At 36.5% G+C, this 23955-nt stretch carries 19 protein-coding genes and 1 pseudogene; 12 read left to right on the top strand and 8 right to left on the bottom strand.

What is annotated here, in order from left to right; translation table 11 throughout:
* Positions 1 to 29 precede the first annotated feature (29 nt).
* The 4 genes from mreC to rodA are packed head-to-tail and all read left to right on the top strand — an operon-like array spanning position 30 to position 4465.
* Positions 30 to 845, top strand: a complete 816-nt coding sequence (gene mreC, locus AC0L3Q_RS03475) for a rod shape-determining protein MreC (RefSeq protein WP_473285158.1) — start codon at positions 30 to 32, stop codon at positions 843 to 845.
* Positions 838 to 1344: a rod shape-determining protein MreD gene (locus AC0L3Q_RS03470; RefSeq protein WP_473285156.1), complete on the top strand. Its 507-nt coding sequence runs from the start codon at positions 838 to 840 to the stop codon at positions 1342 to 1344. The genes mreC and AC0L3Q_RS03470 overlap by 8 nt, the downstream gene beginning before the upstream one ends.
* The gene (gene mrdA, locus AC0L3Q_RS03465) at positions 1341 to 3212 is read left to right on the top strand and encodes a penicillin-binding protein 2 (RefSeq protein WP_473285154.1); all 1872 of its coding nucleotides are present in this window, start codon (positions 1341 to 1343) and stop codon (positions 3210 to 3212) included. Before AC0L3Q_RS03470 ends, mrdA begins: the two co-directional genes overlap by 4 nt.
* Positions 3212 to 4465, top strand: coding sequence for a rod shape-determining protein RodA (gene rodA / locus AC0L3Q_RS03460; RefSeq protein WP_473285152.1), 1254 nt, complete (start codon positions 3212 to 3214; stop codon positions 4463 to 4465). The genes mrdA and rodA overlap by 1 nt, the downstream gene beginning before the upstream one ends.
* Before the next feature lie 5 nt (positions 4466 to 4470).
* Here the strand turns inward: rodA and AC0L3Q_RS03455 are convergent, their stop codons facing one another.
* Positions 4471 to 5271 carry a DNA/RNA non-specific endonuclease gene (locus AC0L3Q_RS03455; protein ID WP_473285150.1) on the bottom strand — a complete coding sequence of 267 codons (801 nt, stop codon included), beginning with the start codon at positions 5269 to 5271 and terminating at the stop codon, positions 4471 to 4473.
* A 241-nt stretch (positions 5272 to 5512) separates the two neighbouring features.
* On the opposite strand from AC0L3Q_RS03455, the gene AC0L3Q_RS03450 reads away from it, so the two are divergent.
* Together AC0L3Q_RS03450 and AC0L3Q_RS03445 are read left to right on the top strand one after the other, a co-directional pair.
* A complete protein-coding gene (locus tag AC0L3Q_RS03450; RefSeq protein ID WP_473285147.1) occupies positions 5513 to 5863 on the top strand; it encodes a hypothetical protein in 351 nt (116 codons plus the stop codon).
* Between the two features lie 50 nt (positions 5864 to 5913).
* On the top strand, positions 5914 to 7101 hold the full coding sequence (locus AC0L3Q_RS03445) for a vitamin K epoxide reductase family protein (protein ID WP_473285144.1): 1188 nt from the start codon (positions 5914 to 5916) through the stop codon (positions 7099 to 7101).
* Positions 7102 to 7268: 167 nt separating this feature from the next.
* Here the strand turns inward: AC0L3Q_RS03445 and AC0L3Q_RS03440 are convergent, their stop codons facing one another.
* Both AC0L3Q_RS03440 and AC0L3Q_RS03435 read right to left on the bottom strand, forming a co-directional pair.
* Complete coding sequence (locus tag AC0L3Q_RS03440; protein WP_473285142.1) at positions 7269 to 8381, bottom strand: ABC transporter permease; 1113 nt, start codon at positions 8379 to 8381, stop codon at positions 7269 to 7271.
* A 5-nt stretch (positions 8382 to 8386) separates the two neighbouring features.
* On the bottom strand, positions 8387 to 10522 hold the full coding sequence (locus tag AC0L3Q_RS03435) for a carboxy terminal-processing peptidase (protein WP_473285140.1): 2136 nt from the start codon (positions 10520 to 10522) through the stop codon (positions 8387 to 8389).
* 175 nt (positions 10523 to 10697) lie between these two features.
* Between AC0L3Q_RS03435 and surE the strand changes: the two genes are divergently transcribed.
* The 6 genes from surE to AC0L3Q_RS03405 all read left to right on the top strand — a co-directional run bounded on the left by surE (position 10698) and on the right by AC0L3Q_RS03405 (position 17007).
* Positions 10698 to 11480 (top strand): 5'/3'-nucleotidase SurE, encoded by a 783-nt coding sequence (surE, locus tag AC0L3Q_RS03430; protein ID WP_073315730.1) that lies wholly within the window; start codon positions 10698 to 10700, stop codon positions 11478 to 11480.
* Positions 11473 to 11769, top strand: coding sequence for a hypothetical protein (locus AC0L3Q_RS03425; protein WP_473285138.1), 297 nt, complete (start codon positions 11473 to 11475; stop codon positions 11767 to 11769). Before surE ends, AC0L3Q_RS03425 begins: the two co-directional genes overlap by 8 nt.
* Positions 11770 to 11901: 132 nt before the next feature.
* Positions 11902 to 13011 carry a lipid-A-disaccharide synthase gene (gene lpxB, locus AC0L3Q_RS03420; RefSeq protein ID WP_473285136.1) on the top strand — a complete coding sequence of 370 codons (1110 nt, stop codon included), beginning with the start codon at positions 11902 to 11904 and terminating at the stop codon, positions 13009 to 13011.
* Between the two features lie 17 nt (positions 13012 to 13028).
* Positions 13029 to 13553: a C40 family peptidase gene (locus AC0L3Q_RS03415; RefSeq protein WP_473285134.1), complete on the top strand. Its 525-nt coding sequence runs from the start codon at positions 13029 to 13031 to the stop codon at positions 13551 to 13553.
* Between the two features lie 108 nt (positions 13554 to 13661).
* Positions 13662 to 15716, top strand: a complete 2055-nt coding sequence (locus AC0L3Q_RS03410) for a ComEC/Rec2 family competence protein (RefSeq protein WP_473285132.1) — start codon at positions 13662 to 13664, stop codon at positions 15714 to 15716.
* A gap of 451 nt (positions 15717 to 16167) precedes the next feature.
* A complete protein-coding gene (locus tag AC0L3Q_RS03405; RefSeq protein WP_473285130.1) occupies positions 16168 to 17007 on the top strand; it encodes a M57 family metalloprotease in 840 nt (279 codons plus the stop codon).
* A gap of 76 nt (positions 17008 to 17083) precedes the next feature.
* On the opposite strand, the gene AC0L3Q_RS03400 is transcribed toward AC0L3Q_RS03405, so the two are convergent.
* The 5 genes and pseudogenes from AC0L3Q_RS03400 to AC0L3Q_RS03380 all read right to left on the bottom strand — a co-directional run bounded on the left by AC0L3Q_RS03400 (position 17084) and on the right by AC0L3Q_RS03380 (position 23944).
* Entirely contained in the window at positions 17084 to 18370 is a 1287-nt protein-coding gene (locus AC0L3Q_RS03400; RefSeq protein WP_473285128.1) for a serine hydrolase domain-containing protein, read from the bottom strand.
* Between the two features lie 208 nt (positions 18371 to 18578).
* A pseudogene (locus AC0L3Q_RS03395) lies at positions 18579 to 20020 on the bottom strand (amidohydrolase).
* A 131-nt stretch (positions 20021 to 20151) separates the two neighbouring features.
* Positions 20152 to 20691, bottom strand: coding sequence for a thioredoxin family protein (locus tag AC0L3Q_RS03390; RefSeq protein ID WP_473285127.1), 540 nt, complete (start codon positions 20689 to 20691; stop codon positions 20152 to 20154).
* A 181-nt stretch (positions 20692 to 20872) separates the two neighbouring features.
* Positions 20873 to 22534, bottom strand: a complete 1662-nt coding sequence (locus tag AC0L3Q_RS03385; RefSeq protein WP_473285126.1) for a peptide MFS transporter — start codon at positions 22532 to 22534, stop codon at positions 20873 to 20875.
* A 15-nt stretch (positions 22535 to 22549) separates the two neighbouring features.
* Complete coding sequence (locus AC0L3Q_RS03380; protein ID WP_473285124.1) at positions 22550 to 23944, bottom strand: peptide MFS transporter; 1395 nt, start codon at positions 23942 to 23944, stop codon at positions 22550 to 22552.
* Positions 23945 to 23955 lie beyond the last annotated feature (11 nt).

Here is a 23955-nt window from a genome sequence, read left to right as displayed (position 1 = left end):
TAGCAAACAAAGTAATTACACCCTAAATCATGCAACAGATTATTAATTTTTTAATACGAAATAAACATTCTTTGTTGTTTCTGTTGCTGTTTTTGCTATCACTGATCTTTACCATTCAATCACACTCTTACCACAAAAGTAAATTTGTGAGTTCCACCAACTTTTTGAGTGGGGGAATTTATGAATGGCAGCGATCGGTTAAAGACTATTTCAAACTGAGAAATGAAAACAAAAGGTTGCTGACCGAAAACGAAATGCTTCGCAATCAGCTAAGTGCTTTGGGAGTAGACTCAGTTGCCACCCAATATCTCGATACTACAAATTTTGATAAGCCTTATACGTTTATTAAAGCAAGAGTAATCAAAAACGATTATAGCAAAACTGATAATTACCTACTCATCGACCGTGGAGCAAAAGACAGTATCATTCCTGATATGGGGGTAATAACCGACAAAGGAATTATCGGAATTATAGAAAACACCTCAAAAAATTACAGTAGGGTTATCTCGATACTCAATAGCAATTCCAGAATCAACGCAGGTTTAAAAAACTCTGATCAATACGGTTCGTTGGTATGGAATGGAAAAGATCCTAATATTTTACAACTAGAAACTGTACCCAGGCAAGCTGTACTCAAAGAAGGTGATACGATTATCACACATGGTCGATCTACCATTTTCCCTAGAGGAATAGGGATAGGAACCATTGCCAACTACAAACTGGACGAAAACAAAAGCTATTACTTGATCGATGTGAAGCTATTCAATGATATGACCAATATTGGTTTTGTATACACCATAAAAAATAGAGATACCGAAGAAATTAAGAGCTTAGAGAATGAATAAAGACACCTTATCACATATTGGCAGGTTTGTTATTCTGATTTTGGTTCAGACTTTTATTCTGAATCACATTAATTTCTTGGGATGGTTAAATCCATACATTTATATCATCTTCATCTTATTGGCTCCTATAAACATCAACAAAAGCTTGTTTCTTCTGCTTAGTTTCTTGCTGGGTCTTACGATTGATATGTTTGGAGATTCTGGTGGGGTACATGCCGCAGCTTGTTTGATCATCGCATTTTTTAGACCAGTAGCACTGCGTACTGTTTTTGGGTTGAGCTACGAGTTTCAAACTGTGAAACTTGGTAATACCGGTTTTGGCGAAAAATTAGCTTACGTTACCCTTATGGTTTTAACACATCATATTGTGCTTTTTTCACTTGAAATTTTTAACTTCTCTCACATACTATTAATACTCAAAAAAACGTTATTTTCCAGTTTATTCACCATTATGATTACCATGTTGGTGCTGGTTTTGTTTAGAAGAAATGATTCATGAGAAAGTTACTGCTGTATTTAATTATTGTTACTACAGGTTTTGTGTTTGTCGCAAGGCTATTTTATCTACAAATATATAACACTTCTTTTGCCTCATTATCCGAAGACAATGCAATCAAAGTAATTTACGACTACCCGCAACGGGGAGCAATATACGACAGAAATGCCCGACTCTTGGTGACCAACCAACCTTCGTATGATGTAATGGTTATCCCAAGAGAATTAAAACTTTTTGACACCTTAGAATTCTGTTCTATTTTGAACATCACTAAGGATAAGCTTATCAAAAGATTGGATAAAGCAAGAATATATTCGCCAAGGGTACCCTCTATTATCATTCCTCAGCTGACCAAAGATGAATATGCCTATTTACAGGAAAAAATGAGGAAATTCGAAGGTTTTTACATACAGAAACGATCACTAAGAGATTATCAAACCGAAAATGCTGCTAATGTTTTAGGATATATTGGTGAGGTAAATGAGGGGATTATCAAAAGAGACCCTTATTATCTATCCGGAGATCTTATTGGTATCGATGGGGTAGAAAAACAATATGAAAAAGAACTTCGAGGCATTAAAGGAGTAAAGCGAATCCAAAAAGATCGATTCAATAGAGATATTGGCCCCTATAAAAATGGAAAGTTTGACACCTTACCAGTAAACGGAAAAGATCTTACTATTACTATTGATTCCAAACTCCAGGCGTACGGCCAGAGGTTGATGCAAAATAAACGAGGAGGTATTGTTGCTCTCGAACCTTCTACAGGAGAAATCCTGGCACTGGTTACGGCACCAACCTACAAACCAGAATTATTAGTAGGACGAAAAAGATCTCCAAATTTCACCAAACTCTATTACGACACTATTGCAAAACCATTATTTGATAGAGGGCTACAAGGAGAATATCCTCCTGGTTCTCCTTTTAAAACTATTAATGCACTTATCGGTTTGCAAGAAGGTGTTATCGATACCAAAGAAAGTGTTTCTTGTAGAATGGGCTATTATTATGGGAAAAACGGAAGAAAATTAGGTTGTCACTCGCATAGAAGTCCACTTAATATGATCCCAGGAATTGCGCATTCTTGTAATGCCTATTTTGCTACAGTTTATCGTAGGATTATCGAAAAGTATAGCACCCCACAAGAAGGCATCGATAATTGGAGAAAACATGTACAGAGTTTTGGGCTAGGGAATTACTTAGGTAATGATCTCTCAGCAGGTCGACCTGGTAAGGTTCCCAACTCAGAATATTACAATAAGGTATACCAGTATCCTACCTACAAATGGTACGCTACTGGAACTATTTCTAACTCCATTGGGCAAGGAGAAGTATTAGCAACGCCAATTCAGTTAGCCAATATGACCGCTGCAATTGCAAATCGAGGGTATTACTATACTCCGCACATCATAAAGGCCATAGATGGCAAACCTATTGATAATGAAAATTATGTAAAGCCCAAGTATACCACAATAAACAAAGAGCATTTTGAACCTGTTGTAGAGGGAATGCATGAAGTGTACACCCAAGGAACTGCTAATTTCTTGCAGGTAGAGGGTATAGAAATTTGTGGAAAAACGGGTACTGCAGAAAATTACACAAAAATCGACGGCGTGAAAACTCAGCTTACAGATCATTCAGTTTTTGTTGCCTTTGCCCCAAAAGATAATCCCAAAATTGTTTTAGCAGTTTTTGTTGAAAATGGATATTGGGGAGCTCGATACGCTGGTAGAATTGCATCCCTGATGATCGAAAGCTATATGAAAGGCACTATTTCCAGAACTGACTTAGAACAATGGGTCCTTACCCACAGTTTGGAGGAAGAATATGCCAAACCCTACAGTGGTGAACCTTTTAAAATTAACCAGTAATGGCAAAATCCAGTGTAGCAGCAATAGATTGGATCACAGTCTTATTATTTTTACTACTTGTTGGATTTGGATGGGGAAACATCTACTCTGCTTCCTACGAAAACGAAGCCATCTCCTTAACAGATCTTTCTATAGTATATGTTAAACAAGGGTATTGGATTCTATTCAGCATCATCATCATTATTATAATTCAAGCCATTGAAGCTAAGTTTTATGAACGCTTTGCCGGTTTGATATATGTGATCGCATTACTCTCTTTATTAGGACTATTTGTCTTCGGAAAAACCATTTCTGGTGCTACTTCCTGGTATGCATTTGGTCCGGTTGGATTACAACCTTCAGAATTTGCAAAGGCAGCTACTGCTCTCGCTTTAGCAAAGTTTTTGAGTGATATGCAAACCAATATCAAATTGATAGGTCATCAATTAAGAGCGTTTCTTATTATCGCTTTACCTGCCCTGTTAATCATACCACAACCAGATCCTGGTAGTGCATTGGTATATGCTGCATTCTTCTTCCCACTTTATAGAGAAGGTCTGGCTGCCATATATTTGATTATAGGAGCTTCTGCAGCTGTACTTTTTATATTGACTTTGCTGTTTGGTCCTTTGTGGGTGGTTTTGGGGATAGCAACAGTCATGATTGCTATATTAGTTAGAAATAGAAAACAAAAACCGAAGTATTCTAGATACTTGATTACTTTACTATTTATAACCGGGTTTTGTTTTTCGGTAAATTACATCTTCAATAACGTATTTGAACAACGACATAGAGATCGTTTTAATATTGTATTAGGAAAAGAAGTAGACGCCAAAGGAATAGGATATAACACTAACCAAAGTCAAATTGCCATAGGTAGTGGTAGTTGGACCGGAAAAGGTTGGAAAGAAGGAACACAGACCAAAGGAGGTTTTGTCCCAGAACAGCATACCGATTATATTTTTAGTACTGTTGGAGAAGAATGGGGCTTTTTAGGTGCTACCCTTATTATTATTTTATTTGTACTCCTACTTATTCGGTTACTCCATTTGGCAGAACGACAAAAAAATCAATTTAGTAGGGTTTATGGATATAGTGTAATAGGGATTTTATTCATTCACTTTGCCATCAATATCGGAATGGTAACTGGCTTGATCCCAACCATCGGTATTCCCCTTCCCTTTTTCAGCTATGGAGGTTCTGGTTTATGGGGCTTCACTATCCTTCTTTTTATTTTTATTAAACTAGATGCCAATCGGGTAAACGAGTGGTAATCCCTCTAAAACTTCCAACCTTTTGTAGTTGCAGATCGCTCTATTTGTTCTTCTATTTGATCATCAAGTTTAGCGAAGAAGTCAATCCCGGTCAGTTCTTCTATTTTATCAACGGACACTACAAAATCCTGTAAAGATTTTTGAGTATCCTGATGTGGTAACAAAAAAGCAATGATTTTGGGATTGGTCTCTGAGTGATCGTATATGATTTTATAAAAGTATTTGGGTACAGAGACAGCTTCATACCCTATAGACTTTAGGTTATCAGACAAAACTCCTCCAGTTACTACATATACCCCATCGTAACTTTTTGCCCAATATCGCACCTTTTGCTCCAATTGATTCCATATCCCGCTATTAAATTCATGATTTTGGGGTGAAACATTTGATGTCTTGAAAGTCTCCTCAAAAGCATCATAACTAAATCTTCGATCTCCAGCTGGACATAAATGTCCCCGATCGTACCCCGATTTTTTATAATTACGCCAATCGGCAGATGTGGATCTTACTTTTCTGTCGATTTCAAAATACGGACGTTTAAACTCATTTTTGGATAGATGTTCCGACTTTAATTCATAAGCCACCCATTCTGCTTGTTCATGTTTTTCAGAATAAGACAAACTATAATGATTATGTATAATAACAGAACCTGTTGTAGAAGTTGGCAAATAATAAAAACTGGAAGTGTCCTTTTCGTCACCTGGGGTTACAGAATTGTCTTCTTTAGTCTCCAAATAGCCTTCAAAATAATAAAAGCCAATGGACACTATAATAATGAGTATTGGGTAAATGTATTTTCTATTCAAAGCAATAGTATGATATTAATTCGCGACAAAAGTAATGAAATAATACCTGTCATTTTACTCCAATATACTACGTGAATTTCAAAAAAATGGGAACCAAAAAATTTGATTTATGGCAAAAAGCTCTTTATTTTTAAAAGATATTTACCGAGGGGGTTACTCATTTTACGGAATTAAGATGTTCCTACTCCTTCTAAAAGGCTTACTTTATAACTCTTAAAAACAACTCATCTCACACAATATCATGGAGCACAATATTGAAAAAATAGTAGATAGTGTTCTAGTTCAGAACCGAATTAGGAACTACAACAAAAAAGATTTGGAGTTACAGTTACAAATTCATCCAAACTATCCAAGTTTTCAATCTATTACCGATACCTTAGATTACTTTGACATCGATAATATTGCTGTAGAGGTTCCGATAGAAGCGTTGGATCAACTTCCTAAAAGTTTTGTTTCCTTGGTAAAGAATGATAATGGTGATGAAATCGTTACCGTAATTCGGAAAGACAATGAGGTAGAACTCAAACACACCAATCTTAAGCAAAAAAATATACTAATGAGGCCTTCAAAAATATTTGGGTCCCGAAAGTAATAGCGGTAGAATATCAAGCGGCACAAAACTTAATATCCAACCAATCTTTGTTGCAAAACATCTTGATTGGTTTATTCATGATCAGTGTTCTCTATACTTTTTTCAACAGAGCATGGTCACTAAACCAAGCTCTTTTCCTGGGAACATCAGTACTAGGAATGGTTTTTAGCATTTTTGCAATTCGAGAAAGTTTAGGATACAAATCACAAACAGTACATCAGTTTTGTACCTCAGTTGGGAAATCTAGTTGTGAGGATGTGATAAACAATAATAGTGGTACACTGCTGAAGAACTTTTCGTTAGCCGATGCTGGAGTTTTGTTTTTTGGTAGTATTCTGCTTTACCAAATCTTTTATGGTTACACCTCTGCTTTACTTATACCTGTGCTTATAGGAGTTCCCTTTGTAGTCTATTCATTATATTCTCAAGCATTTGTTATAAAAAAATGGTGTGTCATTTGTCTGGCAATGGGTGCGGTATCGCTTGGCTTGGCAGCTATAGCTTTAATAAGTCTTCCTATCGGTTTTGATCTTCAAGCTATCGCTGGATTAGGACTTATTGCTTCTATTTTTACGGTTGGGTTTATTTTTGTAAGAGACAAGCTCAAAGAAAACAAGGAGTATCGTTCTGACAATTTAAAACTAAATCGATTTAAAAGAGACGGACAAATATTTGAACATTTATACAACATCAGTGAAAAGATATCGGATACCTCGGTTTTTGAAAATGAGATTGTTTTAGGAAACCCTAATGCCAATTTTAAGATCATCAGTCTAACCAACCCCATGTGTGGTTTTTGTAAAGATGCTTTTGAGGCCTATGCACGTCTTTTGAAAGGAATGGGAGATCAGTTACAAGTGGTTATTCGCTTAAACATTAACCCTGAAGAAACTGACAATCAGGCTACCAAAATTGGTTTTCGACTGTTTGAAATATATGAAGATCAAGGACCTCAAGCTTTTATTAATGCGTATAGCGTATGGTTTGCAGATAGAACTTTCTCTAAGTGGATCAAGAAATTTGGTACCCCAAAGAATAATATGAAACATGTAGAGATCTTTAAAAAACAATCGGATTGGGCCAAAAAACATGAGTTGCACTATACACCTGCTTCTATAATTAACGGCACTATATATCCTAAAAAATATTCTTATGATGAGTTCTTCTATTTTGTAAGTCTTTTGATTGAAAATTATAAAAATCAACCAACGCAAGAAGAACAATCTATGGAAGTTTAAACGAATAAAAAGGAGCTATTTAATAAAATTAGTCTATATAAAAAATTCAAGTCTAGAGAAATTCAGATCTTTTGAAATGCCCAAGAGATTAGATTATTTTTATTTTTTTAATCTAAATTAAACGCCTACCAAGCAATTGTTTAGGCCTTTTTAATTTGCCTTAGCACCTACGCTTTCACATCCAACGCATCTCTAAGCGCATTACCAATAAGCATAAATGCCATAACTAAGCTCATGATTCCTAATCCAGGGATAATAGCAAGATAGGCTTTTCCTAATATGATATAGGAGTAATGATCTTTGATCATCGCACCCCAACTCGGCATAGGGGGTTGTGCTCCGATTCCCAAAAAGCTAAGACCGCTCTCGATCAAAATGGCGGCTGCAAAATTTGCCGCTGCAATGACAATTACAGGTGCTAAACTATTGGGTAATATATGTCTTGTAATAATCCTAAAATCGGTAAAGCCTAAAGCTCTTGCAGCAGTAACATATTGCATTTGTTTTACGCTCATCACCTGACCACGTACTACCCTGGCTACTTCTACCCACATGGTTAATCCCACAGCGATAAAAACCTGCCAAAAACCTTTACCTAAAGCAAGAGTTATTGCAATCACTAATAGTAAAGTAGGTATCGACCAGGTAACATTAATCAACCACATGATAGCGGCGTCAACTTTGCCTCCGAAATAGCCCGAGGCAGCTCCTAGAGTAATTCCTAGAATCAAGGAAATAAAAACCGCTACAAAACCAATAGAAAACGAAATACGAATCCCCACCAACATTCTGCTTAACAAATCCCTTCCGTACTTATCGGTACCAAGAATAAATGTTTTGGAGGCTATATACTTCTCTTCAATTTCATTGACAGTATGTTCAGACGAAAAACTGGTTAGCGGTATCACCTTTGAAATCCCAGTAATTTCTCCTTCACTATAAGGAACTATTTTTAGTCCATTATCCTCAAAACTATAACTATCTATTGGGATTTCATTGTCCATATTTTTTTCTCCAAAAAAAGCTTTGCTCAAAAAGGATTGATTAGACTTTTCTAGGGAAGGAACCGTTAACATGGTTACCTCAAACCCTGGGGGTTTGGAATGAATAGACAAGTGCATCTGATTAGCATTCTTGGAGTTATCGGGAGCTAACAGATAAGCAAAAACGGCTATAAAAGCACAAAAAACAATGAAACTAAAACTCAAAACGCCCCAAAAATTCTTTTTAAATTTTTGGAGCGCTAGTGTACCTAAAGAGTTTGATTTTTGCTCTGGCATTAATTTTAGTTCTTCAATGTGAGCGGGTTTTTAGATCTTCTGATATTATTAATCTTTAAATCCTCTAATACGCTAATTGCCTCTTCTACATATACGTCCTTGCTTAGACTTTCATGCCATCTTTTACGTTTTTCTGCTAATACTGTATCTTCTTTGATTAACTGCTTTTCGTATGGCAAAGACTCAAAAGTAAGATTGGTCTTATAGTCATCGATCGCTCCAAAGCGCTCAGCTTGCTTTTCATTCAGCTCTATATTGGCTTTGTAGTTATCGTATTTCAAAGAATACACATTAACATCTCTTTTTTGACGAACCCATTTTGCGTTTTCTTCGATCAATTTTAACTGATCGTTTTTAGCCATTCGGTCTTTACTATTATTAATAGTTTGGTTAAAATCAATGTATCCGTCCCAAATGTTATAATCTGCCGCAGCAATCTTATCCCAAGGCAGAGGATTCTCTTGATCTTTCTCTCCTATATCAATATAACTATATCGGTCCGGAACAACTACATCACTTTTTACTCCTTCTAATTGAGTAGATCCTCCGTTAACTCTATAAAATTTCTGAGTAGTCAACTTTAACGCTCCTAAATCTCCAAAGTCATTGCTTCTCATCCAACGATTTAGATCCATCACATTTTGAACAGTTCCTTTTCCGTAGGTTTGCTTACTACCAATAATGATCGCTCTTTTATAATCCTGCATTGCAGCAGCAAGAATTTCTGAAGCCGAAGCCGATAATTCATTTACCAAAATCACTAGAGGGCCATCCCATAATATATTTCGGTCTTTATCACTTAACACCTCTGGAGATTCTCCTTTAGTTCTTACTTGCACGATAGGTCCTTTTTCGATAAATAATCCAGCAATATCTACAACCGTTTGAAGGGATCCTCCTCCATTATCTCTAAGATCTACTACAAGACCATCCATATCCTGTTCTTTCAAACGGATAATTTCTTGTTTTACGTCTTTTGCTGCGTTACGCTGATTGTAATCTTGCATATTGAAATAAAACTTAGGAAGATTAATCACCCCAAAAGTTTTATCGTTTTTCTTTACTACCGAAGATTTTGCATAGGTTTCTTCCAACTCTACAACATCTCTTACGATCTCAACAATCTCTGTAGTTCCATCTACTTTCTTTACCGTAAGCGTTACTTTGGTTCCTTTTGGTCCTTTGATCAAGCTTACAGCATCATCTAAGCGCATCCCTACAATACTTACAGGCTCTTGCTCTTCTTCTTGCTTTACTTTCATGATCAGGTCTCCTACTTCAACCTTATTTCCTCTCCATGCAGGACCTCCAGAAATGATTTCGATAATTTTTACATTATCATTTTTCTTTTGTAGTCTCGCTCCAATTCCTTCTAATTTTCCAGACATAGCTATATCAAATCTGTCCTTATCCTGAGGAGCAAAGTAATAGGTATGAGGATCAAACTCCTCTACAATAGAATTGATGTAAATGGAAAACCAATCTTTTCGCTCAAGATCATCAGCGAATTCGAAATATTCTTCTAAAGAAGATCTTGTAAGATCTCTAGACTCTTCTTCAAGAGCTACACCTGTTTTTCTTTTGAAATCTTTGTTTTTGGTCACAGAATCTATCTGCTCTTCTACTTTGTCGTAGTAACTTGATAATGCATTGAATTTAAGTTGCAACCTCCAACGCTCTCGCATCTCTTTCTTATTCGTTGCATATTTTAAATTCTCGTAGTCGGTATCGATCGCCTCTTCCACTTCAAAATTAAAAGGGCTCTCCAGAATATCTTTGTACAAGACTCTCGCCTCATCCATACGTTGTTGCAAACGTTGATACGTACGGTTAAAGAAAGTAATCTCTTTGTTTCTGATTTCGTCGTCGATCAGTTTCTCATACTTCTTAAACTCATTAATATCACTCTCATAAAAATAACGCTTCAAAGGATCTAAAGCATCAATATAATCTGCAAATACCTCTTTTGAGAAGTCATCATTAATATCCTTTGCATCATAATGACCTTTTCCCAACACATAACTAATCAAATCAATCAACAGCTTATCCTTGTCCGGGTCATTCTCCACCTTGGTAGTAAAACTGCATGACGCAGCTGAAACAATCATGGTAAGCATCAAAATCAAAAAACTCTTTTTCATACGCTTAAAATATAAATTTAGGGGTTTTTCCTGGCAAAATACATTAAAAATCGTGCCAAGAACACGTAATAATACTAAATTTTTCTTAAAACAACTAATATTATTTGTTACTCTTTTCAGAACCGATTTTTCGTACAAAAAAAGTGTATTTTTACCATCGTAAAAATTCGACGACATGACCCAAAAAAAGCCGCTTATCTTAGTGACCAATGACGATGGCATAACTGCTCCCGGAATTAGGGCACTCATTAGTGTTATGAATGAAATTGGTGATGTTTTTGTAGTAGCTCCTGATAGTCCTCAAAGTGGGATGGGCCATGCTATTACGGTAAACAACACTTTGTATTGTGATCCCATTGTGATTGACAAAGATGCTCCGCAAAAGGAATACAGCTGCTCTGGGACACCTGCAGATTGTGTCAAAATGGCATCGCGACAAATTATGGATCGTATTCCTGATTTGTGCGTAAGTGGTATCAATCATGGTTCTAACTCGGCGATTAATGTGATTTATTCCGGAACGATGAGTGCAGCGGTAGAAGCGGGAATAGAAGGAATCCCTGCAATAGGTTTTTCTCTTTGTGATTACGGGATGGACGCCAATTTTGAACCTTCTAAAAAGTATGTGCGATCAATCGTAAAAAATGTACTCGAAAATGGTTTACCCAAAGGAGTGGTGCTTAATGTAAACATCCCTAGGCTACCCGCAGAAGAAATCAAAGGAGTAAAGATTTGCAGACAGGCAAATGCACATTGGGTAGAAGAGTTTGACAAAAGAACAAATCCGATGGGAAGGAGATACTATTGGCTTTCTGGCAAATTTATCAACGAAGATAAAGGTGAGGACACCGACGAATGGGCACTAAAAAACGGATATGTATCTGTAGTACCTACACAATTTGACCTTACCGCTCATCATTTTATTCAAGAATTAAACAACTGGTCTTTGCATGATTAAAAAAGAAATTGGAATTGGCTTTCTTATTGGTTTGATTGCCAACAGCATTGGTTTTGCATTTTGCGTATTTATTTTTTCGGTACTCAGCCCTCAGAATTTCAACTTTATAGAAACCATCAAAGCTTCATTAGAAAATGATTCGTTTGGGAGTTTAATCGTTCTTGGAGCGATCCCTAATCTTGTTGCTTTCTTCCTATTTATCAAAAAAAATAATATGTATCGTGCTCGTGGCGTGCTTCTTGCTACGCTAATAGCAGCCATTTGTATTGCAATTAGTAAATTTGGATAAATTCAAAGCCCATTCTTTGTAATATATATATTGAAATAAACACATCAAACGAGTCATAATTACAAGGTTAACATTAACAAAACGTAAGTGGCCAATGATATCTGACAATTAAAAGCAACAAAAAAAGAACAGATGAAATATTACCTAATTGCAGGAGAAGCTTCCGGGGATTTACACGGTTCTAACTTAATGAAATCCTTGCTTATCGAAGACCCTAAAGCAGAATTTAGATTTTGGGGAGGGGATCTTATGCAAGCCGTTGGCGGCACATTGGTAAAACATTACAAGGAGCGTTCTTTTATGGGGTTTATAGAAATACTCCTTAACCTACGCAAGATTCTAGGGTTTATTAAATATTGCAAAAAGGATATCGAAGCATATCAACCAGATGTGCTCATTTTGATCGACAACTCAGGGTTTAATCTTCCGATAGCAAAGTGGGCAAAACAGCATGGTTTTACTACTCATTACTACATAAGTCCCCAGATCTGGGCATCTAGAGAAGGCCGTATCAAAACGATAAAGGCGTATGTGGATTATATGTATGTGGTATTGCCATTTGTGAAAGATTTTTACGACAAATACGATTATCCGGTTCATTTTGTGGGACATCCACTTATCGATGCCATCAACAATCACGAACAAATTACTCCAGAAGAGTTCAAGACAAAACATCAACTGGATGATAGACCCATAATCGCAATATTACCCGGAAGTCGTAAGCAGGAAATCAAAAAAATGCTAGAGACTATGCTGACTATAGTGGATGATTTCCCAGCGTATCAATTTGTTATTGGTGGTGCCCCCAGTCAGGAGGCATCTTTTTATGCTCCGTTTATCAAAAAGAAAGGAGTTCATCTTGTAATGAACGAAACATATGATCTACTAAGCCTCAGTAATGGCGCTTTGGTCACTTCGGGAACCGCTACGCTAGAGACTGCTTTGTTTAAAGTCCCACAGGTGGTTTGTTACAAAGGAAGTTATATTTCCTATCAAATTGCAAAACGTATCATTAATCTTGATTATATATCATTGGTAAATCTGATTATGGATAAACCCGTAGTTACCGAGCTTATTCAAAATGATTTTAATGCTGAACGATTAAAAGAAGAGCTTACCAAAATAGTAGACGATTATCAAAGAGCCGTGATGTTTTTGGACTATTACGACCTTGAAAAACGACTTGGCGGACGTGGTGCAAACGATAAAGCAGCTCAATTAATTGTTGACGCTCATAGATAACTAAAACACTCCCCTAAATGAAAAGAACAATTACCTACTTTTTAATATTAACCTTGGGTTTATTTTTGACCTCTTGCGGTAGTTCTTCCAAAAAGAAGGCCGTAATATCTCAAAATACCAAGAAAACCAACAAGACTACCTCAAATAAGAATCCCAACGACAAAAAGATCAAAAGTATTATTAGTCACGCCAAATCCTTCAGCGGAACCAAATACAAATATGGCGGTACTACCAAAAAAGGTATGGATTGTTCTGGATTGGTATATACTTCTTTCAAAAAAGAAAATGTGATTCTCCCCAGGACTTCAAAAACAATGGCCACTCAAGGAAAAGCGATTGCTCTAAAAAAAGTAGCTGTTGGAGATTTGCTATTCTTTAAAACCAATAAAAGAAAGAATGTCATCTCACACGTAGGACTTGTGGTAGAAACAAGGGGTACTATCAAATTTATTCATGCATCCACCTCTAGAGGTGTTATCATTTCGAGTCTTGACGAAACCTATTGGAACAAGGCTTTTGCATGGGCTCGAAGGGTGTTATAAATCTTGTTTTTCAGAAAAATAATATAGATTAATCCGAACTACGGGTTCTGAAATATGAAACTGGCAGCTTGTATTATTGCATAATACATTTTGCAAATCATATTTCTGGTGCAGCAACCAAAGTCAATTAATACACCTTTTCTTATTATCACTATATCCTTGATTGTTGGAATAGTGATAGGTCACTATTTCTGCGTAGCTGTTATTCCAGCCTTAATAGCTCTTTGTATTTCGATAGCGATGCTCACTCTGTTTTGGTGGAAATCCAAAAAACCATTTAAGCAAGGTTGGGAATTTGTAGCCAGTGCCATCGTAATGTTCGTAGTATTTGGAATAACACTGGTCAACTTACACAATCCATTACATCGATCAAACCACTATTCAAGACTACTGCCAAAAAAACAACTACAGCAATCTGTAGGTGTAAAATTTAGCGTTAAAGAACGATTAAAATCTACTTCTTATTATCAAAAATACGTCGTTGATATTGTTATTATCCACGGTAAGTCAACCCAAGGAAAGTTGCTATTGCTCCTTCCAAAGGATAGCCTTCGTAATCATTTGGATATGGGTAATCGTTATACCACATTTACTCAGATAAAATCGATTCCGAAAGCATTAAATCCAGATCAATTTGATTATGCTGCATATTTAAAAAAACAGTATATCACCCATCAAATCAAATTACACCCATCACAATTAGTTCAAGACTCAACCTCTACTTTATCTATTTTCCGATTATCAGATCAAGTTAGAAAACATATAATTCTAAAATTAAAAACCTACTCATTTTCCACAAAACAATTGGCCGTAATCCAAGCTTTATTATTAGGTCAAAGACAAGATATCGATCAACAAACCATACAATCGTATCGCGATGCCGGAGCCATGCATATCTTAGCCGTTTCGGGGTTGCATGTAGGGATCTTATTATTACTTCTGAATACTGTATTGCGACCTTTAGAAAGGTTTCATCAAAAAGGAAAGGTTCTCAAAACAGTTTTGTTATTGGTATTTCTTTGGTTTTTTGCCATCATTGCGGGGTTATCCCCTTCGGTGTTGAGAGCAGTAACCATGTTCTCTTTTCTTGCTGTAGGAATGCAAATAAGTTCTACAACCAGCACGTATAACACATTGATCTTATCAGCATTTGTTTTACTTTGCTTTCATCCTTTATTACTTTTCTCTATTGGTTTTCAATTTAGCTATATGGCTGTCTTTTCAATAGTTTACCTACAACCCATATTTTCAAAATGGTATATTCCTCCCAATTTCTTATTTAAAAAAATTTGGGAAACGCTTACCGTAACTATTTCTGCTCAATTAGGATTGGCACCACTCACTATATTCTACTTTCATCAATTCCCATTGTTATTTTTTGTTTCCAATTTGATCATCATTCCATTTCTGGGCAGTATTCTGGGATTGGGAGTGGTCGTTATCGTTCTAGCTTCAATAGGAATATTACCAGAGCCGCTTGTTACAGTATTTGGGTATGGTATCGATTTTATGAATGAAAGTGTCTCCTGGGTTGCTTCAAAAAGCAATTTTGTGCTTACCAATATTTCTTTTTCATGGAGATTACTAATTCTTTCTTATACCTTAATTATTGCTACCAGTCTGGTACTTCAAAAAGTACTTTTCAAGAGGCGTTTTATTCTAGGAACCGTAACAATAATCATAGTGTTGGTCATCGTATTTGAAAAACATCAAGCTGCCCAACAAAATGAATTGGTTATTTTTCATCAATTTGGGAATACTGTAATCGGACGATTAGAACATCAACAACTAATATTGAATACCAAATCTCCTATTACCGATAACACCAAAAACTTCCTCTTTTCTAATTATTTGATCAAAAAAAGAGCTGTTCTGAAGCAAAGTGATGCTTTTCAACATCAATATCAACATAAGAAGCGAACCCTAATGGTTATCGATAGTACATTTATGTATTCTCAACATCACCTAGATTCAGACATCTTACTCTTATCGGGTTCGCCAAGAATTCACTTAGAACGTATAATAGACAGCCTGAATCCTAAACAACTCGTTGCAGATGGTAGCAATTATGGAAATTTTATAGAACGTTGGGAGAAAACTTGTGCAGACAGAAATATTCCTTTTCATCGTACAGATCGAGATGGTGCATTTGTATTAAAATGATGCGCTATCGTTAATCCAAAATTATCATCTTACGATTATTTACGGTTTTAACAGCAAATCAGATATCCTAAACCCCGAACAACCGCCAGGACATTCAACTAATTAATAATCAGTTAATTACCCTATTTTTCTGGGTTAATAAACTACAAATTAAACCACAAATTATTGATTACCAATGTATTACAAAAACACAAGCTCCGAATCTTCTTCAAACTGTTTTGTTATTCATAAACGAGAAATATCTTTGAACCCGAAAAATCAAACCAAGCTTATTTGATACTACCCCGCAAATTTAGAATCCGATAATTAGCATAGTGTCATTAGGATACAACCATCTTGATAGGTAAGAAACATAGTGTAGATAAAATTGTTTCTATTTAAGAATGCACACTTCATCTCTTTTATGGGGTTTCTAACTAATTAAATACACATTCTTAAAACCATTACAACAATGAGAAAATTCAGGTTATTAATGGCATGTATACTTGTTGCCGGGGGCATCACTTCATGTCAAAAAGAAGAGACCAAAAATGAGCTACCAGAAGAAGTAGCTGTACAACCCACCAAGACAGAGCTAGAGAAGCTCTTTAATATGGGAATTAATATCGATAATGTAACTATTGAAGATATTCCATCTTTTGATGGTACAACCACCAAACATTTCGTTTCGGGTGATATTACTATTCCTTATGATGGACTAGATGATTATGCCGAATTAGGCGCTCTGGAAGATGGAAACAAGCAGTATCGTACACCAAATATTGTTGCTCCGGCTTTTAGAAATATTCGAATCCTTGGGTACACCGGTGGTGGGGCAGCACTAAGTTCAAAGATGCAAACCGCTTTATCCTGGGCTGTTGCTAACTACAATGCACTACCAAATACACTTAATTTTAATTTGACCTTTGGCACCAATACTGCTGCTGCAGATATCATTGTCTACAAGGTCAATAATTCTAGTGGTGGTGCGTCTGCAGGGTTTCCTAGCAGCAATGGACGACCGTACCGTTATGTACGGATTAATTCTGGGATGGATAGTTTTACTACCAACGTAAACGAACATGTAATGGGTCATGAAATTGGTCATTGCGTTGGATTTAGGCATCAGGACTGGTTCAATCGCCAAAGTTGTAACTATACAGGACCTCTTCCTGCAGAATCTCCAGCGATATGGATTCCTGGAACCCCATTATCCTTCTATGAAGATTCTATTATGCTTGCTTGCTTTGGTCCAAATGAAGATGGTGAATTTTCTTCATCAGATATTCAATCACTCAATATATTATATTAAACACAGGAGGTAGTATCTAAAAAAGGCTATCCATTAAATGGATAGCCTTTATTATATATAAAATGGTTTAGGTTAATTACAACATCACCAATGATTCTTTTAAATTTTCATCTTCCTCAATAACCTCTTTTGAATTAAGGATATCCTTTATGATTTGACGGATTTTAGGGATACAATCTTTTGCCATTTTATTTGGGCTATTGAATAGTACACAAATCCCTAAATCTTCGTTTGGATAAATCGCTATTTCGCTTCGGAAATTATTAACACTTCCTCCGTGATGAATTACCTTTTGTAATTGCTCTGTTTCTTGATCTTTAAAAGTGTGGATTCTCCAACCATGTGCGTAATGTGAACTTACGTATCCTGGCCATCGCTGGTAGTAACTTCTTCTTCCTCCTACTTGTATTACCGGACTAAATACTTTTTCCATAGTTTTAGGCATAAGCACCTCGGGGTTATTCCCCAACAAAAACTTCATCCATTGCCCCATATCCATTGCACTAGCATTAATACCACCTGCAGCAACCGCTCCATAATACTTTTTGTTTAGACGCATGGGTCTCCATCCATATCGTAACCGTTGATGTGGTAATGCAATATTAGTATCTCCCTGTAAAGCTTCGTAAGTAGCAGAAGCTCTATCCATCCCAAGAGGGTCAAATATTTTTTCCTGAATAACTTCAAAAAGAGGCTTTTGTGTAACCCGTTCAATAATTTCACCACTTAACGCAAAAATGGCATTTTGGTAATTATAGAAATAACCTGGTTCCTGAAGTGGACGCACTTCATTAAATCTACTGGCGATATTATCTAAAGAAACTCCAGCTTCTACAAGGTTCGTAAAACTATGATAAGGTAATCCTGAAGTGTGCGAAAGCACATGAGACAGGGTTACTTTTTTGGTTTGTGCAGCACTGGCTAACCTGAAATTAGGAATATGATTGATAATCTTATCCTCCCAATTGATCAGTCCTTCCTGTACATGAATTCCTGTCAAGATTCCAGCAAATCCTTTGGATACAGATCCAATTCTAAAGATCGTCTCTTTATCCACATTATTCATTAGTCTGCTGTTTCTACTACCAAAACCATCTGCATAGATAATAGAATCGCATTTTACAACAGCAACTGAAGCACCGACAATTTGCTTTTTTTGTACCGCCTCATCAAAATACGCTTGAATAGAATCTGCTATTCTTTTCTTAAATGAATCAGACACTAAAACTGGTTCTGGAAGTGGTTGCGGTAAAAGCACCGCCTGTTCTTGTTTTGGTAACTGCGGTTGTTTGGTAGGCATAAACGAAAAGAGTAAGCCTATGAACAACATAGTTGGGGTAGCTAGGGTGAAGATTTTTTTCATTAAGTAGGTTTATTGGTGTCAAAAAAAGAAAAAACATCGACAAAAACAACAAAATCATCTTTGAAATACACATTTTTTCTATTTTTCTTCCAATTCGGGTATTTTTGGGTTTACGTTGTAGGTAACGAAAAACTTACTAATTAATTGTATAAAAGGTTAATAAATCCGAAAACTGATCTTCCTAATGCTTCTTTTAGCTATGTAAAGTTTAATTTGAAGCCGTAGGAATAGGAGGAGGACCATCAGGAAGGATGGCTTTATAGACATAATCCCCTTTTCTTTCTTTAAATTCTTTTTTGACCTCTTCGACTAATTTCTCATCATCATACATATCTACCATTGTCATAGCAAGTGCCTTTGACGCCTGAATCATTCCTTTATGACCAATAGACATTCCTCCGCAGGCAACAACAGCCCAAGAGTGCCAAGGAGTATCAATTGGAGCAGTAGTAACTCCTAATCGTACAACCGGAACCAACCAACTCACATCTCCCACATCTGTAGAACCACCTCCGGGATGCTCTTTTGTCTCTTCCAAAGGGTTTATTTTGGCGTCTATTCCCTTTTGAGGTTTTCCGGTTCCTTCTTGTATTTTGTAGGCAAATGCCAATTCTTCTTCAGTATATTGGATTTCTCCCAGGTACTCCAGGTTTTTTTGCATGGCTTTCCCTCCTGCTCTATTTACCAAAATCTCATGTAATCCAGAAACCAAACTAACCTTATAATCTACATTTGCCATAATTGCTGCTCCTTCAGCCATTTTCTCTACACGTTTCCATACTTCCTCCATACCTTCGCGTTTTGTATCTCTTACACGTATCCATATTCTGGAGTAGTCTGGAACCACATTCACCACATCTCCTGCTTTTTGAATATCATAATGTATACGTACGGTAGGTTTGATATGCTCCCTCAAATAGTTAATCCCAGTAGTATACAACTCCAAAGCATCCGAAGCACTTCTTCCATTCCAGGGATCTGCAGATGCATGAGCTGCCTGACCATTAAATTCTACGATAAAATCCACCAAGGCCAACGAACTTTGTACATCAGCTTTGGTCTTTGCTGAAGGATGCCAATCCAAACAAACATCAAGACCTTCAAACAATCCGGCTCTTGCCATAAACAATTTTCCAAAAACTTCTCTTCAGCAGGAGTACCAAAAAACTTTACGGTCCCTTTTATCTTTCCTTGTTTGATCAAATCCTTGATAGCTACTGCGGCAGATAAGCTAGCCACTCCAAACAGATTATGGCCACATCCATGACCCCCAGCATCTTTTTGCAAAGATTCTTTGGTAGGCTGTGCTTTTTGTGATATCCCCGGCAACGCGTCAAACTCTCCCAAAATCCCAATAACCGGAGAACCACTACCATAGGAAGCCACGAAAGCTGTAGGTATATCTGCTACTCCACGTTCTACAGTAAATCCCTGAGACTCGGCATAATCAGCTAATACCTTGGCCGATTGTTTCTCTTGAAAGGCAGTTTCGGCAAATCCCCATATTTGATCACTCATGGTGATCATCTTTTTTTCTTGTTTTTCAACTGCTTCTATTACCGAAGTTTTGTTGGAACTGATTTTGGATTGTTGTGCATAAAAAAGTATACTATATAGTAGAGCACCAACAAATAGTTTGAACCGAATCATAATTAAGATGTTTGTGAGTTGTGTGCTTTGAAGATACTAAATAATTCTTTTTCTTTGGTTCTCACTTTCCAAATAAAAAACTCCTTTCCGTAAAAACGAAAAGGAGCTTATTTATCTCTTATTATGTAATTCTAATTCGTAAACGTACCTACGAAAGCTTTCTCATACTTTTTCCAAGCATCAGCACTGGTTAACTGCTTATAATCATCACTATGAATCATCTTGAGGTACAGCTCTAATTGCTGTGGTGTTTTATATCCCACCACGGGAGCAATTAATCCTCCATTCTCATCAAAGAAAACAATACTTGGATATCCAGAAATTTTTAACGCATTGGCAAAAAAGTGTTGACTATTTCTTCCCTTTCTACCGGGTTTATAGTTAGGATTGGTATACGTAAAATTATTATACTCGATCTTTTCTGTACCTTCGGCATTAAACTTTACCGCGTAGAAGTTTTCATTTACATAAGAAACAACGTCCTTATTATGAAACGTTTTTTTATCCAGAAGTTTACAAGGACCGCACCAATCGGTATACACATCCATAAAAATCTTTCTCGGTTCCTTTTTTTGTGCCTCTAGTGCTTCATTAAAAGACATCCATTTGATCTCTTGTGCCTGGGTAGTAACACACAAAAGCATCACGCATATTAAAAGTAGGTTCTTCATTAGTATCCTTTTTTCTAGTTTGTCGGAAACAAAAACTGTTCCTTATTTAAAACTTCACCCGTCTTTGGGAAACGAGTGAAGACGTATATTATTATTTATCGCACTCCGTGCATGAGTTTTTTCATGACCGGGTTAAGCAACATAATTAAAACCGCCGCCGCTATAGGGACTACTGTAAATATCAGAAAAAAGTAGACAAATTATAATTTGCGGTTACTTCATCGATCATTCCTCCTAAGGTACCTGCCGCTTTTTGACCGATGGCAATGGCCAAATACCAGATACCAAACATGAATGCAATCATCCTTCCGGGTACGAGTTTACTAAGATAAGATAATCCTACTGGTGATAAACACAATTCTCCTAAAGTGTGGAATAAATAGGCCAAGATTAACCAAATCATACTTACTGAAGCGGTTTGCGCCCCTTGTGGAATTCCTGAAGATCCATAAGCCAGTAATGCAAAACCAAATCCTAATAATCCTAAACCAAATCCATATTTGAAGGCTGCACTTGGATTATATTTACTTTCCCACCATTTTGAGAATAATGGAGCTAAAGCAATGATAAAAAACGAATTCAAAATTCCGAACCAAGTAGCTCCTACTTCTGTAGCATCTTTACTAAACTCATTATTTAATTTCCAGATTACAATCCCCCAGATAATCAAAAATGAGATAGATAATACAATATTCGAAAGGCCTATCTTAGAAAACGTCTTCTTGAATACAAGATACAACACCCAGGTAATGATCGCAAGAGGTACTACCGTTAAAATGGTATCAATCACTTTAAAAATTAATGCCGAAGATCCTGAAAGGTCTCTTGCTGTGTAGTCTCTTGCAAAGATATTTAATGACCCTGCCGCCTGTTCGAAAGCTGCCCAAAAGAAAATCGTAAAAAACGCGAATATAGCAACTGCAAACATTCTATCTCTTACAGTATGGCTATAACGAAGAATTCTTGAAATGATCAGATAAACAAACAGAATAACGGCAAATACTATCATCACTGTTGGCCCTTCATAACTCCCTAAAGAAAAGTCAAATAAATTAACGTTTCCAATCTTTGACATTGGATCGTTAATCAACCAGGTAAAACCAATAATAGCGGTAATCGCTATCAATACTTTATCCAGAACCGTGAAAGGATTCAATTTGTCCCCATCTTCCAGTACTACTTCTTTTTTAGCTTCTTTGTTGGGCTTTGCTCCGATATCACCAAATAGGTTTCTAGCCAACCAGAACATAATCATCCCCAAAAACATGAAGATACCCGCTAATCCAAAACCTAGCGCCCAACTATAGTTCTCGCCAAGATAACCGCAAAGCATGATCCCAAAAAATGCTCCTGCATTTACTCCCATATAAAATATGGTATAAGCTCCATCCTTTTTGGCATCATTACCTTTGTACATTTCCGAAATAATAGAAGTAATATTCGGTTTAAAGAGACCTGTTCCTATTACCAATAAAGCTAAACCAAGGTATAGGGTCATTTCAGTTTCGAAAGCCATAGATAAATGCCCCAGTGTCATGATTAAACAGCCAATGACCACTGCCCAACGATATCCTGTGATCTTGTCAGCTATATACCCTCCTAATATTGGAGTTAGATAAAGTAAGGAAGCATATGTACCAAACAACGCCAAAGCGTGTTCTCTCGGCCAATTAGCCCACCCTGGATTTTCTCCAAACAAAGGTGCTGTAAGAAATATGACTAAGAGGATTCTCATTCCATAAAACGAAAATCGCTCCCACATTTCAGTAAAAAATATGATGAATAAACCAGCTGGGTGACCCAGGACCTTGTCCTTAAACAGGTTTTCTATATCTGTACTCATAAAGTGGTATTATAATTATTCTGAAGCATCAGCCAATTCGAATCCTTCGGCCTCTTCGTGAACAGTACCTTCTTTATCCTCTACTCCATGAGTAAGTAATTCTAATTTCTTTCTAAAAATCATTACAAGGAAACCAAATACAACACAGAAAACTGCTATCCCTGTAAATATTTTAAATTCTCCTTGACTTTCAGCCCACTCTCCTAGTAATCCAGCCAGTTTGTTACCAAATCCTGTCATTGCAAAGTAAACTCCCATCATCAAAGCAGCGTATTTTACCGGAGCTAATTTTGTAATAAATGAAAGTGCAACCGGAGAAATACAAAGCTCTCCTATGGTATGGAACAAATAAGCTAATACCAACCAATACATTGCTGATGATCCACTAGACTCAAACTCCATGGAGGCTGCTGTCATAAAAAAGAATCCTGTACCCATGATAATCAATCCAACGATCATCTTAAATAATGAACTAGATACTTTTCCTTTTAGTTTTCTATTCGCCCAATACAACGCTACAGATGTACCTAAAAATATGATAAACATCGCATTAAGAGATTGGAACCAAGAAGCTGGAACTTCCCATCCCATTAACATTCTATTGGTTTTTTCTTTTGCGTAAATATTCATCAATCCTCCTGCTTGTTCAAAAGCTCCCCAAAAAACAATCACTAACAAAAATGAAATCAATAAAACAACGATTCTGTCTTTTTCAATCTTGGTTAACGGTTTTTTCATTGCTTCTTTATCCTCTGCTTTTTCTGAAGTACCTAAGAAATTACCTACCTCTTTTAAGTATTTCTGCCCAAGAAGATATTGTAACAATCCTAAAGCCATTCCTATTCCAGCTAATCCAAATCCATAGTGCCATCCATGAACTTCTCCTACATAACCAACTATTAAACTTGACAGGAATGCTCCCAAATTTATCCCTATATAAAAAATAGTAAATCCTTTATCTCTTCGTATATCACCTTGTTTATACAAACCTCCTACCATAGTAGAGATATTAGGTTTTAGCATACCAACTCCGGCAATGATCAGACCCAAACCAGAATACCATGCCCACATTTCTTCAACCGCCAAAATACTATGCCCGGCAACTAATAAAAGACCTCCTACAAGAACAGATTTCTTTTGACCAAGAAACTTATCTGCAATCCATCCTCCTGGAATAGATGCTACGTATACCAACATGGTATACCAACCATATAATGCCAAAGCCTCACCCGAAGACCAACCTAACCCAGGGTTCTCATCTACAGTTTTTGTTGTAAGATATAACACAAAAAGAGCTCTCATTCCATAGTAGGAGAAACGCTCCCACATTTCTGTAAAAAATAATATGTATAACCCTACTGGGTGTCCAAAAAGCTCCTTTTGATGAGCTGCTTTAACTGTATTTGCCATTATATGTTAGT

Source organism: Aquimarina sp. KJ22-3, assembly GCF_055808215.1.
The sequence above is the reverse complement of the archived record's forward strand: the minus strand, read 5'-3'. Positions and strand labels throughout refer to the sequence as shown.

Coding starts and splice junctions, on each gene's coding strand:
- AC0L3Q_RS03405 (WP_473285130.1), top strand. CDS start 16,168: ATGAGAAAATTCAGGTTATTAATGGCATGTATACTTGTTGCCGGGGGC.
- AC0L3Q_RS03390 (WP_473285127.1), bottom strand. CDS start 20,691: ATGAAGAACCTACTTTTAATATGCGTGATGCTTTTGTGTGTTACTACC.
- AC0L3Q_RS03440 (WP_473285142.1), bottom strand. CDS start 8,381: ATGCCAGAGCAAAAATCAAACTCTTTAGGTACACTAGCGCTCCAAAAA.
- mrdA (WP_473285154.1), top strand. CDS start 1,341: ATGAGAAAGTTACTGCTGTATTTAATTATTGTTACTACAGGTTTTGTG.
- lpxB (WP_473285136.1), top strand. CDS start 11,902: ATGAAATATTACCTAATTGCAGGAGAAGCTTCCGGGGATTTACACGGT.
- mreC (WP_473285158.1), top strand. CDS start 30: ATGCAACAGATTATTAATTTTTTAATACGAAATAAACATTCTTTGTTG.
- AC0L3Q_RS03415 (WP_473285134.1), top strand. CDS start 13,029: ATGAAAAGAACAATTACCTACTTTTTAATATTAACCTTGGGTTTATTT.
- AC0L3Q_RS03380 (WP_473285124.1), bottom strand. CDS start 23,944: ATGGCAAATACAGTTAAAGCAGCTCATCAAAAGGAGCTTTTTGGACAC.
- AC0L3Q_RS03400 (WP_473285128.1), bottom strand. CDS start 18,370: ATGAAAAAAATCTTCACCCTAGCTACCCCAACTATGTTGTTCATAGGC.
- AC0L3Q_RS03450 (WP_473285147.1), top strand. CDS start 5,513: ATGGAGCACAATATTGAAAAAATAGTAGATAGTGTTCTAGTTCAGAAC.
- rodA (WP_473285152.1), top strand. CDS start 3,212: ATGGCAAAATCCAGTGTAGCAGCAATAGATTGGATCACAGTCTTATTA.
- AC0L3Q_RS03435 (WP_473285140.1), bottom strand. CDS start 10,522: ATGAAAAAGAGTTTTTTGATTTTGATGCTTACCATGATTGTTTCAGCT.
- AC0L3Q_RS03385 (WP_473285126.1), bottom strand. CDS start 22,534: ATGAGTACAGATATAGAAAACCTGTTTAAGGACAAGGTCCTGGGTCAC.
- AC0L3Q_RS03470 (WP_473285156.1), top strand. CDS start 838: ATGAATAAAGACACCTTATCACATATTGGCAGGTTTGTTATTCTGATT.
- AC0L3Q_RS03425 (WP_473285138.1), top strand. CDS start 11,473: ATGATTAAAAAAGAAATTGGAATTGGCTTTCTTATTGGTTTGATTGCC.
- surE (WP_073315730.1), top strand. CDS start 10,698: ATGACCCAAAAAAAGCCGCTTATCTTAGTGACCAATGACGATGGCATA.